We start from the raw sequence: 12,670 nt of genomic DNA, 5'->3' as shown, positions 1-12,670 counted from the left end.
AATCCTGAACGACCATATCTTTGAATTCTTTTGAGTAAGATGAATTTCTTTCTTTAGGCTTGAGAGCTTCTTGCCCGTTAGCTTTATAGAGATTCGACCATTCACGTATTCTGTTGTCACCATTTTTCCCCATACCTAATTCAAAGGCAATATCAACTGCTGATTTCTTTCCTGACTGATAATCCAGTACAGCCTGAAGTTTCTGTTCAAATGTATATTTTGCTTTTCTTCCCATAATAAAACCCCCTAAAAGCAGGGCAGTACATTTTGTGTATTTGTACTGTCTACCTTTAGGGGATCATATCAAATTCCCCTTTTTTTACGGCTCATTCAATTCTTTCAATTATGTAAGACAAAACGTCTTGAGCCTTGCTCTTTTAAGATGATTGTAAACTATCCATCAACTTGACGTAGTGGGATTATAGCTTGAATTTAATAAACACTTGGCGAGTGTTTATTAAAACATTTTTATATAATCTATCCTTTTTTCTGGCACTGTCTTTGTATGCACTAGTCACATATTTATCATACATAAATCCGTCTGCATAGTAACGATCCGTTTTGAAATATACAATTTTATTATTATTCATTGAGCGAACTGTATCAATGAAAGAAATGACTGACACTGCTTGACCTATATATGGAATAAAACCAACCAGAGCCATCCAGAAGCCTTGTAATTATTAATCTACTGCGTATTGCTGTAAGTTGTATCGAGGTAATGATATGTAAGCTTTGCTGGATTGACACCTTTTGAAATAGGTACACCTATTTTTCTAACGCTTCTTGCATTATTCTGTCTTGGAGAAATGCTGACTGATTCGTCATTATCAAAAACAATTTCTGAAATCATTTCACCAGAAGTCTTTAGCTCAATTTCCTTGTTAAGTTCTTTATCATAAATTTTGTACACGCCATCAACTATAGAAATTTTATATACATTCCCATCAAACAGCACATTCGAATTCTCTGCAAAAGTAAAGTTCATGCTTGGGATCACTATTGATAGTGCAACTACCAGTGAGGTTAAAATTTTAAATTTCTTCATTACTGTCTCCATCTCCTATACGTCCAAAAAATTCTAACAATTGCCATAATGAATAGCGCTATTGTCAAACAAATAAAAAAAGCGGAAGATTTTATTTTGAACAGGTTATGAATCAGCACAAGCAAAAAAAGCGTAAGTACCAATGAAAAAATAAAATCTAGCAAATATAAGATTTTTTTCTGTATACAATTTTCTCCCATATCTTGTGTCAAGAAAGATATACATTAAAACTCAAAAATCACCTAATTAATCTTATAGCTATAATGAATAAAAAGAAAAAAGCGGTTGCCCGCTTTAGTCCCTTGTAAGATAATCCCATTCTTCTATTTTCTTTGTCTTGGCTGCTACGACAAAATGATCACCGTCTTTAACAACATAATCAGCTGTAAAGTCCATGTTCATCTGTTTCGCATCAACACATGTAATGCCAATAATATTCATGCCATAAGCACTACGAATATTCAACATCTTTAAGCTCTTGCCAACCCAGTCAGGCATAACCTTTATTTCCACAATTGAATATTCACTATCAAGTTCTACTAAATCTACAATACTTCTACGTAGTAATGACTTAGCAACCTTATAAGCCATATCTTTTTCAACATTGATGACCTTATCGGCACCAACCTTCTCTAAAATCATCTTCTTACGCTTTGTACGTGCTTTGACAATGACATTCTTAATGCCTGCTTCTTTAAGAATCATTGTACAGAGTACTGATTCTTCAAAGTGCTTACTGATAGCTACAACAGCTGTATCAAAATCAGCTACGCCTAATTCTAAGAGCTGGTCTTTATCTGTGACATCGGCAACAACTGCTCTTGTGACATTATCAGCAATTCTTTCAACACATGCCGGATCAATATCAACAGCCAAGACTTCTACACCATAATCTTCAAGTGTTTCAGCAAGTGTAGAACCAAAGATACCTAAGCCAAGAATAGCGACTTGTTTTGTTTTAGACATATAACGTCCTCCTATCCAACAATAACATCCTCATCAGGATATTTTATTTCTTTATCAACCTGTGAATGGGCTTTTCTTGTAAATAAGATCATTAATGAAACTGGCCCAATTCTTCCTGTATACATAAGCATGATATCAATAATCTTGCCCGCAAATGATAATCCACCAGTAACATCAGCTGAAAGCCCTACTGTACCAAATGCTGAGAAGACTTCCATAGCAAGATTTAAGGTATTGAATTGTGGATCAGTGATTGTAAATAAGATAAGCGCTGTAAAACATATTGTCAGGGAAATCGCAAAGATTGAGAATGCTGAAAGCATAATTCTCTTCTTAATACGACGATGGAAGACATATGTTTCTTCACTTCCAGTATAGACCGAATGCAACATCAAGATAACCATGGCAAAGGTTACAGTCTTAATACCACCGGCAGTAGAGGCTGGGGAACCACCGATAAACATCAAAATACACATGATAATCTTTGTGGCTGGTCTTAATTCAACCATCGGTACGCTAGAGAAACCTGCTGTACGGGTTGTTGTAGACTGGAAGAAGCTTGCGGCTAACTTCTGGCCAAAGGTCATTCTACCAATTGTTGCCATATTTTTGTATTCAATAGCTAGGAACAGGATTGTTCCACTGATTAATAATATGAATGTTGTTACTAAGACAAGCTTTGAATGTAAGTGTAACTGACGAACAAAACGATGGAAACAAAATTTTGATTTATGATGTCTTTCTTTATTGAATGTATCATATAGATCAAGAACAACTCTAAAGCCAATACCACCAGTAATAATCAACAATGGAATGACAAAGTTAATGACCGGATTGACATTATATTTAATTAAGCTTGTACTGCCAAGTAAATCAAAACCCGCATTACAGAACCCTGATATGGCATGCCATATACCAAAATATATGCCTCTGACATAGCCATATTGAGGGACAAAGACAATACTTAAGATAATGGCACCAACAATCTCCATTAATGCGGTATAGAAGAAAATTGTCTTCAGTAATCTAGGAAGTGTTTTGGCATTATCTGCATTGAGTGCTTCCGAGAATACCATCTTCGTCTTCATCCGCATCTTACTGCCCATCTGATAGAGAATAAGATAAATAAACGTAATCAGTCCAAGTCCACCAATCTGTATCAAGATGGCCATGACAATCTCACCAAAGAGATTATATTGTGCCCCAACATCAAAGGGCGTCAACCCTGTCACACAGACACAGCTTACGGCAATATACAGATTATCAATATAAGGACGAACATCCAATGTATTCGCAAAAGGCATTGATAACAGTATGGACCCGATAAATATAACTGCCGCAAAAGATAATGCTATTTTCTTTGTACCAGAGAATGGTACTTTTTTCTTCTTGTGGCGTTTTTCTACAACTGCTTCCATAAACTTTTCCTCATAATAATGAAAAAGGAAGTTCACTTCCTCTCAACACCTCGATTATATGCCATTTTATATAGCCTTGCAACCTCTTTATCGTTCAAAAGTTCCTGACTTGTGATATGATATAGAAAAGGCAGGTGGTTGTGATGAAACGTGAAGATTGTATTCTGCATGGTATCAACTATGATGATGGTGTTCATCGCGTTGTCGACAACGAAGAGCTCTATCAACATTTTCTTAAAATATTCCCTCAAGACCCTAGCTATTATGAACTTGTCAATGCCCTTGCAAGCAAGAAGGCCGAAGAAGCATTTCAGGCAGCGCATAAACTAAAAGGCGTTGCAGCCAATCTCTCTCTTGATGCTCTTTATAAACCGGTATGCATACTTGTCGAAGAGCTTAGACGTCATGACCTCTCTCATATTGATCAAAGCTTTCCACCAGTAAAAAAAGCCTACGTTGATATCGTAGACTTTATCACTCACTCATCTTAGAAGTCTCGCCAGACTTCTTTTTCTTTATTTTCTTTTGAATACCTTTCTTACTGCATTCATAGGCAATTACGACTAAGGCTCCAGCTAAATCAAGAGCTAAATCTTTCATTGTATCGGTTAAAGCTGCATGTCCAACTAGTGGAACATCATTCTTTGTAATGATTGTCCCTCTTGTAGAAGCCATGTATTGCTGGTTATTGGTCATGAAAATATCATCCGTCGTATATTCACAAAGTTCCCAGAATGCCCCAGCAGCAAGAGAAAATGACGCCACAAAGATATAAATTATAACTGTATCTAATAACTGATGTCTTTCATGTCGCCCAATAAGCATCTGTATCATCCACATCGCAACAAAAGACAGAATAACCCCTGATGCAAAATGCAACAAGCTATCCCACCAATGAATACGGCCATAGAAATTCAGTCCATCCCCAAGTACCAATCCCAGAAACGCAAATAGCGTTACAACAATATAGACTTCAACAGGTACTTCAAGATGATATTTCTTAAGTAGTTTTGGTGAATTCAGAATCAGGAAAAAGGCAATATACTGAATTAATGAAAAGACTTGTCGATTAAACTGTTTTGAATCATGGATAAAAAAGAGCTGTATGCAAGTTATTACAGTAAGTATGAAAACAATGATTGTGAAAAAGCGCTTAACTTTTGCACCCCGTGAATATGCCTGATCAAACGCATCATCCTTCTTTTTCGCCATAAGATATCCTCCCTATAGCGCCATTATACCATACGTCATCACTTTTATCACAATTCTTTGTATACAATCCGATTAACTTTTCATTGTTTTTCTTCTTTGTTTAACCATTCTTATTAGAATAATTACAAGAATAAGACAAATCAATCCCCATGAAAGATCCCAGATAACATAATCAGCTCGTGTTAAATTACGGGCAACACGTGTTGACTTACGAGAAATACGATGCCCTCTCACTAGCAAACGATGCGTATTCACCCCATAAGGCGTACATGTCATCAGGGTACAATAATCTTGATTAGGATCAATCTGCATCTTTGACATATCCGATGGCAGAACGACACTTATTTGATCAACCTTATATGTCAATGTATTATCCATCACCTGCAACATGAAAATATCGCCCTTCTTAAGCTGATCAATATCTGTAAACAAACGTGCACTTGGTAAGCCACGGTGTCCAGATAGCACAGAATGCGTTCCTTTACCACCTACTGGTAAGGAAGTTCCAGGAATGTGGCCAATGGCTATCTGTAAGATGGACTGATCATCACCATGATAGATTGGCAACGAGACATTGATCTTAGGGATTTCTACATAACCCATAATACCCGTACCAGTCACATCAAGAGTCTTTTTATAGAGTGCTTCTTCATCCTTACTTAATACAAAGCTATTTGTTGGATGAGTCTGATTATAATGAATAGCACCATCCCATAGTTGTTGATATTGTTTTTCAGTTAAAGAAGCAACCTTCTTTTCATATGAGGCAATCGCTTCCGAACGATGCTGCTTGTTCCACCAGTCAGAGAAACTAGGATAGACAAGTAAGCCAACGCCCGCAATAAAAATGATTGCGACAAGGACATTCATGATTTTCTTAACCATCAGGCGACACCTCCTAATCGATTAAGGGGCCATAATCTCAAGACAACCTTCCCAATAATATCCTTTTTCTTGATTGTTCCTAAGTCCTTCATTCTTGAATCAACACTAAGACTGCGATTATCACCAAGTACAAAATAACTATGCTTACTGACTGTATAAGGATAAACAATATCACGATGCTTATAATCACTTGCTTTCTTAAGATAGTCTTCTTTAACCATCTTGTCATTAACAATCATATGACCTTTTTGATCCATATCCACCTTATCACCATTTAAGGCAATAATACGTCTCACAAGAATCTTATTATTGTAGTAAAAGGCAACAACATCACCCCTACCTACATTCTTCGTCTTATGGACCCATACAAGATCATTCTCTTTCAGCACATTTTCCATATCATTGCCATAAACAAAATAAAATGTCCCAAATGTCGCTATCAAAATCATGCTGACACTTATTATTATACCAACAACAATTACAATCAATCTTTTCATGTGATAACCCCTGATTCAATATTCTAGCACTAGTCACACTTTCCTACTAGTCTTTTACTCATAAGAAAAATGGTACTTACGTACCATTATCTTTTGCATTTCTTCCCAATCATGATAAGGACAATGCCACTTATTGAAAGCAGAATGACATAAAACATTATGGGTGTTGCATCTCCCGTCTTTGTTTGAGACTTTTGTGTTATCGTCTTGGTATTAGTCAAAACAATATTCGCTTCACCATCTTTTTCCCCATAGACAACACTATTCTTATAACCTTTTACATGATGTTCAACAACAGTATAATTCTTCTTTTGATGATCCTGCCAGCTATAAAAATAGTTTTGTTTCTTTGTCAGATTAACCGTTTTCTCTTTTATACCATTCCCATAAATATCAACAACAATACGATCAGGAGGATTGTTTGTACCTTCCCACTTCTTCAATAAGCGATATTTATAAACAGTGGACAATGAATATTTACTGAGTTCAACCTCTGTGCTCTGAGAGAGGTCTATAAGGTATGGCAAATAGCGATAGATCTGATGATCTTTTTCAAGGTTATCAATAATAAGAAGATAGACACCTTTTTGAAGACCATTATATTTCACTACATCACCATTAGCCTCTTTATCTTGTCCTTCTTTGTTTATGGCATATCCTTTTAATGTCTCAGCAGCTTTCTGTGTATCATCAGCTGTCGGTAATTTATTAAGATCAATATTGGCATTTTTGGCATCTAAAAACTCTTGTGTATAGACAAATTCTCCATTGATCTTATTGGCAACATGATACAAATGAAGATGCATCCCACTCTGACACTTTGTAAGTGTCAAAGTGGAACTCTCTTTTGCGAAAACTTTGCCTTGCGCATTGACCATGATCAGCAGCAAGGAAAGAATAATACAAAGCTTCTTAAAAAGATTACTGCTTTTTCTCATTTTTCTTAGTGTAAACAACGTAAACTGCTGCTAAAGCTACTAGTACGCCACCAACACCATATAACAATGTAGTACCCATGCCACCAGTTTCAGGTAATTCAGAACCCTTCTTGTTGATAACATTAGTAGTTAATGAACCATGAGTAATATTAGAAGTAAATGTGATTTCTCCTGTAGTTTTATCGCCTGGCAAAGATCCTTCCAAAGATGTTAATGATGGATTATCACTTTCAGTATCATGTTCTGCTGAAATTGTGAAAGTAATAGGATCAATTGTATTATATCCATCTGGAGTTGTTGATTCGGTTAACTTATACTCACCATCATCTAAGCCTTTGAATTCGAATGTTGTTTCTACACCAGCAGTGAATTCTTTAACTGTCTTGTATGAGCCATCAGCTAATTTCTTTTCTAATTTGAAGGCAGCGCCAGCTAATGGGTTCTGATCCTGATCAAACTTGTTGACAACTACTTTATAAGTGAAGACGATATTCTTGTCATCTGGAGTCTTACCAGTATCACCTTCACCGCCCTTGTTAGGGTTGTTGGAGTAAGTCAAGTTCACTGTATTAGGGTTACCTTCAGAACCAAGAACTGCATTATCATTTAACTTAGCATTGTACTTTACAACAACTTTTGTATCAGCATCAAGAGTAACACCTTCAATACCTTTTAAGTTGTCACATGTCCATGTTACAACTGTAGAACCATCATCTTTTGGTGTAACTACTTCTTTGAATGAGCTTGTAACATCTTTGTCGCCAATTGCGATTCTTGCATTATTAGCTGTATAAGTTAAGCCTTTGCTCATTGTATCAGTGAAGACATATTTGTAAGATGTGTAGTCGGCAATGTTATCTGGCATAGTACCAGTTACCTGATATGAAACATCATCACCAATATCAGCATCTGCTGAATCCTGCCAATCAGAAGTTTTACCAGTAGAATCATTAGTATCTTTTACTTTCTTTTCTACAGTTGGAACACCTGATTTAATGTCAGCTTCTGTATCACCAACAACCTGGACAATGAATTTAGTATAAGCATCTGATGTATTAGACTGTGTTCCATCTTGATCCTTAACTAAGTAGTAACCAGCAGTTAAGCCCTCAATAACAGTGCTATATGCACTTGATGATACTGTCTTAGTAACTGTAGTGAGAGTTAATTTTTCAAGTAATTGATCAATTGTCATAGTGTGATCACCAAGAGCTTTTGCGACCTCAGCAGCAGATTCTTCTCCTGAATATGTCACGCCAGTACCCCAAGTGACATTTGATAATACTTTCTTGCCTTCATTATTTGTACTTAAGTCACCTTTAAAGACCTGATAAGCTTCATAAGTATGTCCTGTTGCAGTTCCTGTTAATGTGAGTTTGTAAGTTGTTTCCTCTGCAGATACAGAAGTAGCTTGCATGCTTCCAAGAGCAAAGACCATTGTCAATGCTACAATAAAGCTAAGTAGTTTGTGTAAATGTTTCATAAAATTTTTTTCTTCTCCTTTTTCCAAAATTTTACTTATCATATAGATCTCTTAACTTCTCTTCTATTCTATCCGCCTCCCAAATATAGAATGTAGTATTGCATGTTTATAAGTATTTCTTTTTCACTTTCATCAACATCACAATACTTGTTGCCATAATAAACATAAGACCTGTCAAGCAACCTAATACCGTGCCCCGGCCACCTGTTATTGGTAAAAGAACACCACTATCATTCTTCTTATTGATAACCTGAATGGTACCAGTCGTTATTCCATTATTATTGCTGTAGGATACATCATAACCAGCCATTGGTTCTTCCATGACGCTGTAAACATACTTATGTCCCTGTTCATCTTCAGCAGGTAAATTTTCAAATGATTTTGACCAGTTATTCAGCTGAGATATATTAAACTCTTGCTGCTTATAAGCTGTTGTTTGATCTAAAGCAAGTTGTGGCTTAGCAAATTGAACTGCACTATTACCTTGATAACCCTTTAAATATATCTCAATAACACTATCACTTGTGATATTTGGTGACGTATATGTAAGATTTGTATGGTTACTATCTAGCTGGTTATTGAACATAACTTTAAATATACCTTTTGTTGTATTCTCAGGCCATTTCACTGTAAATGATGTACCTCTTTCCACATCATAGTTTCTAGTCTCATCGCCCCAATTCTGTTTATTTCCATTGTCATCAACAATAAAGTATTTAAGAGTAACTTTTGCACTATCATATTTTGTATTATAGCGCCATAAAGTAAGATGAATTGGACTCTTATTAGAAGTATCAGTTGATCCATCCTTATTCAGCCAGTTCTTATGAATTGTTAGCTTAGTATATGTATTTGGAATATAAATTGTTCCACCCTCATTTCCCAGGAAATGAATATTAGCTTTCTTCTCATTATCATCATTTCCAGGTATATCATTCTTGATTGCCTGATCAAGACTTGTAAAGAAGGCATCAGCTTCAGTATTTTCAAGTGCAACAAAATAGTATGGCTTTGTTTCTAGCTTATAACCATCAGGAGCTTTTGTTTCTTTAAGTCGATAGAGTACATTATTATCATATTTCGTGAATAATAATTCTCCCTTATCATCCGTTGTAAGTGAATTAAAGGATGTAATGTCTTGTGGATTTAAAGATTGCCAACTCTTATTGTTAAGCTTTTCAACAGAAAATTCTGCACCTTGTAAAGCTCTTGAATAGTTATCACTATCAATCTTCTTGATTACAATTTTTTCCGTTTGAAGTGTTGCCCCAGATGAAGTTTTATCTAATTGCAACTGTTTCTGATCAGAATAGAAGCCTGCTAATTCAGCACTATTAGAAATCGCAGGTGCATTGACATACTCACTCATGCCATCGATATTATACTCATAGACAAATACGCATGGCTGCTCATCAGGTATCGTCAGTTTTATTACATGTGTCTGACTATCATATTGTAAAGAATATAAACTGTTATCAAGAAGAACACCTCGGTGATCACTCTTTGAAGAATCATAGCTATAAAGCTTAACACTCTTTAAATCTAGGAAAGCCTTGATTTTAGAATAATTACCAGGAATAGAAAGTTTGTCTTTTAATTCTAATGTATTGCCTTTTGGATTCAAATCTTTACCTGCCGGATTTATATCAATCGCATATTCTATTTGATTCGTCGGATTGCCGGAAGCATCTTTTTTCTGTTTACCTGATTTCTTCACAGCCTTGACATCTCTTGCAATATGAGTTTCCTGTTCTACAGGTATATTGTTATAAATTGCTTTATTGATATAACTCTTTGCGGAATTTGACATATCAAGCCAATAGTCATCCGAGATATAAGCTTTATATTTCAGTAAAATGATTTGTTCTTGATTAGCTTGATATCCATCTAAAACTGTAAAGGTAAGTTCTGTTGTACCATCGCTTTTTTCATCTTTATTGACTAAAGGCTTATGAGTTGTATTGAAATTATAACTACCTTGGCTTGTATAAATATAGTACTCACTGCCATAGAAAGCTCCCTCCAAGCTTCCATCAACATATTGCATGCCTTTAGGAAGATTATCGATTATCTTTATCTCACCACTGCTATTTGGCGCAACATGGATCTTCAGACGATAATAAATAACCTTCTTGCCATTTTCTTCAGCTATTTTATCATAATTGACATTCAGCTTACCTGAAACATAGGACGGCTGATTATTGACTATATTTTCATTATATAGACTTACCTGCTTTTCTAGAACTTTTACATTCTTATATTCCTGTTGCGTTTCTGTCGTGACATTATTGAGTGGATTATTGTTGAAAGAAGGGATGGAAGCTTTATTGCCATAGTTTGCAGTTGCACCTTCCGTTACTTTCGAAATATCTCCAATGGTAGAATAATGAATTTCAATATTCTCTACCTTCAATGGTGAAGAAGATGTGATATGAATCTTAAAACTGTGAACAGGTTGCGTTGTATTATTGTTATCAATCTTATTTCCTGATGCATCATAACATTCAAGTGTCCATTGGTATTGACCCTTTGAAAAAGGCTGATGATTCTCACTGCTTCTGACAATCAGATTCTCATTCTTGTAAAGTTCATCTTGTAAAGTCTTGGCATAAGTATAATGTGTATTTGCGACGGTCTGATTATCGATTATTGCATCTTTAATTTCATCTTCATAAGTGATTTCTGTTACATTTTTACCTTCAAAGTTACCAATTGTCGATTTCCAGAAGTATTGCATATGCTTTTCATCGATCTTTTGTGGTACATAAGCCTTTGTCTTGCCTACATGAATATTAGGCTTGACTTCAACATTAGCACTTGCCGAATAGTGATGACCATCGCCATCAAAATAGCCTGTATTACTAACTTTTATTGGGCTATTATCACTAACCTCTGGTGCCTTTGTACTATATACAAGTTTAAGCTGCTTGCTTTGATATTGTTTTGGAAGTTTAGAAAAGTCAATTCTGAGTTGTTTTGTATTTGCGTCATATGACAACAAACCATTGATTTGAGTATCAATGGGTACCTCATTTATATCAGATAGCTTAAAGGTATTATTGACACATTCACCTGGTAATGTGTCAGTAAAAACATAATGTGAGATATCTGCTTTCCCATCATTGAAAGTGACAGTCCATTTAATATTCTCACCATCACTCTGTCCCCATTTATTAATCATTCTATTAGAAACACGACTTTCAAGACTTTTATTATCGGAATTTTTACCTGAATTTGCAGAAGCCGTATTGCCAACCTTAGCATCACCATTTGATCCTATTATGTCCGTTAAATTCACCTTATAGCTGAGTTCATAGGATTCACCAGCTTGTAATTTTGGCAAATTTTCAATTTTCACTTTATTTGTATAAATGTCCTTTACCACATTAGGGTTAGAGATTACTTCACTTCCCCCACTAGCATTCTTCTTCACTAGCTGGAATGAATTCATATCATATTCAGCATTTACATTATATGCCCAAATCCCATCTTCAATTTTTACAACATCGGAAGTTCCTTTTGTTGTTGAGACAATGACCTTATAACTTATTGATTTCTTATCAGAAGCTACTTGTGCTTCTTTTTTCACAAAAATATCAGTATCATTTTGTTCATGTTCTTTTTCAACAGTGATTGTCGTATTGGATCCAGGGAAATGTATTTCACCATTTTCTCCGCTTCCATTTGAAGATATCGAACCAGTTACCTGCACTGTTCCCTGATATTCCTCAATTGTATTGAATTGGTCATTATAGGTTATTGTAATCAGACCATCCATACTAATTTGATAAGTTCCTAATTCTTCCTTAGTATCAGGATCTTTGACAATACCACTTTCAGTTTTTGTGATTGTAATACCGCTAGGTAACTGATATTTCACCTGATATGGAGAAGTCGTAAAACTATTCGGTGGTATCGTATAATTAATACCTACCTGAACTTCATCACCATCTTTGAATTGTGTTGTCTCTTGCCACTCGCCATTTACATTTTTCTTGACTGAAACTTTACTGACCCATCCCTCTTGACTGCCTAAATCGATTGCATTGTCTGCAAATGCATGGGTATATGAATACAAAGTTACAATGGCCATAAAGACGCACAAAAATAGCGCTGTGATGACTTTTAATTTATGTTTATTATGAACTAGCATCCCAATACACCTTTCTATATTATTTATTTTTCATATGCATGTTTTATATTACACTGTGTCGTATTATAAT

12 protein-coding genes are annotated in these 12,670 nt (G+C 35.4%); 1 reads left to right on the top strand and 11 read right to left on the bottom strand.

Annotation, left to right across the window (positions count from 1 at the left end; genetic code table 11):
- The 5 genes from T529_RS0106845 to T529_RS0106825 form a co-directional block, all read right to left on the bottom strand.
- The coding region (locus T529_RS0106845) for a hypothetical protein (RefSeq protein WP_033162867.1) at positions 1-235 on the bottom strand (235 nt) is incomplete at its 3' end.
- A gap of 184 nt (positions 236-419) precedes the next feature.
- Positions 420-665 (bottom strand): hypothetical protein, encoded by a 246-nt coding sequence (locus T529_RS0106840; RefSeq protein WP_033162866.1) that lies wholly within the window; start codon positions 663-665, stop codon positions 420-422.
- A 23-nt stretch (positions 666-688) separates the two neighbouring features.
- Complete coding sequence (locus tag T529_RS0106835; RefSeq protein ID WP_033162865.1) at positions 689-1,048, bottom strand: hypothetical protein; 360 nt, start codon at positions 1,046-1,048, stop codon at positions 689-691.
- Positions 1,049-1,342: 294 nt separating this feature from the next.
- Entirely contained in the window at positions 1,343-2,014 is a 672-nt protein-coding gene (locus T529_RS0106830; RefSeq protein ID WP_033162864.1) for a potassium channel family protein, read from the bottom strand.
- An 11-nt stretch (positions 2,015-2,025) separates the two neighbouring features.
- Positions 2,026-3,432, bottom strand: coding sequence for a TrkH family potassium uptake protein (locus tag T529_RS0106825; protein WP_033162863.1), 1,407 nt, complete (start codon positions 3,430-3,432; stop codon positions 2,026-2,028).
- A 143-nt stretch (positions 3,433-3,575) separates the two neighbouring features.
- Between T529_RS0106825 and T529_RS0106820 the strand changes: the two genes are divergently transcribed.
- Complete coding sequence (locus T529_RS0106820) at positions 3,576-3,923, top strand: Hpt domain-containing protein (RefSeq protein ID WP_051646899.1); 348 nt, start codon at positions 3,576-3,578, stop codon at positions 3,921-3,923.
- Here the strand turns inward: T529_RS0106820 and T529_RS0106815 are convergent.
- The 6 genes from T529_RS0106815 to T529_RS0106790 all read right to left on the bottom strand — a co-directional run bounded on the left by T529_RS0106815 (position 3,907) and on the right by T529_RS0106790 (position 12,600).
- A complete protein-coding gene (locus T529_RS0106815) occupies positions 3,907-4,644 on the bottom strand; it encodes a DUF2238 domain-containing protein (protein WP_051646898.1) in 738 nt (245 codons plus the stop codon). The genes T529_RS0106820 and T529_RS0106815 overlap by 17 nt on opposite strands.
- A 72-nt stretch (positions 4,645-4,716) precedes the next feature.
- Entirely contained in the window at positions 4,717-5,529 is an 813-nt protein-coding gene (locus tag T529_RS0106810; protein ID WP_033162862.1) for a class C sortase, read from the bottom strand.
- Positions 5,529-6,026 carry a signal peptidase I gene (lepB, locus tag T529_RS0106805; RefSeq protein ID WP_051646897.1) on the bottom strand — a complete coding sequence of 166 codons (498 nt, stop codon included), beginning with the start codon at positions 6,024-6,026 and terminating at the stop codon, positions 5,529-5,531. Before lepB ends, T529_RS0106810 begins: the two co-directional genes overlap by 1 nt.
- A gap of 86 nt (positions 6,027-6,112) precedes the next feature.
- Complete coding sequence (locus T529_RS0106800; protein WP_033162861.1) at positions 6,113-6,982, bottom strand: Cna B-type domain-containing protein; 870 nt, start codon at positions 6,980-6,982, stop codon at positions 6,113-6,115.
- Complete coding sequence (locus tag T529_RS0106795; RefSeq protein ID WP_033162870.1) at positions 6,948-8,447, bottom strand: isopeptide-forming domain-containing fimbrial protein; 1,500 nt, start codon at positions 8,445-8,447, stop codon at positions 6,948-6,950. Before T529_RS0106795 ends, T529_RS0106800 begins: the two co-directional genes overlap by 35 nt.
- A gap of 106 nt (positions 8,448-8,553) precedes the next feature.
- Positions 8,554-12,600 (bottom strand): SpaA isopeptide-forming pilin-related protein, encoded by a 4,047-nt coding sequence (locus tag T529_RS0106790; protein ID WP_033162860.1) that lies wholly within the window; start codon positions 12,598-12,600, stop codon positions 8,554-8,556.
- Positions 12,601-12,670: the final 70 nt, after the last annotated feature.

It is taken from the genome of Sharpea azabuensis DSM 18934 (assembly GCF_000702165.1).
Classification (GTDB): domain Bacteria; phylum Bacillota_I; class Bacilli_A; order Erysipelotrichales; family Coprobacillaceae; genus Sharpea; species Sharpea azabuensis.
This window is presented reverse-complemented; position numbering and strand designations above follow the sequence as displayed.

Excerpts from the sequence above, each read along its gene's own strand:
- T529_RS0106840 (WP_033162866.1), bottom strand. The coding sequence starts at position 665 with ATGGCTCTGGTTGGTTTTATTCCATATATAGGTCAAGCAGTGTCAGTC.
- T529_RS0106830 (WP_033162864.1), bottom strand. The coding sequence starts at position 2,014 with ATGTCTAAAACAAAACAAGTCGCTATTCTTGGCTTAGGTATCTTTGGT.
- T529_RS0106815 (WP_051646898.1), bottom strand. The coding sequence starts at position 4,644 with ATGGCGAAAAAGAAGGATGATGCGTTTGATCAGGCATATTCACGGGGT.
- T529_RS0106820 (WP_051646899.1), top strand. The coding sequence starts at position 3,576 with ATGAAACGTGAAGATTGTATTCTGCATGGTATCAACTATGATGATGGT.
- T529_RS0106825 (WP_033162863.1), bottom strand. The coding sequence starts at position 3,432 with ATGGAAGCAGTTGTAGAAAAACGCCACAAGAAGAAAAAAGTACCATTC.
- T529_RS0106835 (WP_033162865.1), bottom strand. The coding sequence starts at position 1,048 with ATGAAGAAATTTAAAATTTTAACCTCACTGGTAGTTGCACTATCAATA.
- T529_RS0106795 (WP_033162870.1), bottom strand. The coding sequence starts at position 8,447 with ATGAAACATTTACACAAACTACTTAGCTTTATTGTAGCATTGACAATG.
- T529_RS0106810 (WP_033162862.1), bottom strand. The coding sequence starts at position 5,529 with ATGGTTAAGAAAATCATGAATGTCCTTGTCGCAATCATTTTTATTGCG.
- T529_RS0106790 (WP_033162860.1), bottom strand. The coding sequence starts at position 12,600 with ATGCTAGTTCATAATAAACATAAATTAAAAGTCATCACAGCGCTATTT.
- lepB (WP_051646897.1), bottom strand. The coding sequence starts at position 6,026 with ATGAAAAGATTGATTGTAATTGTTGTTGGTATAATAATAAGTGTCAGC.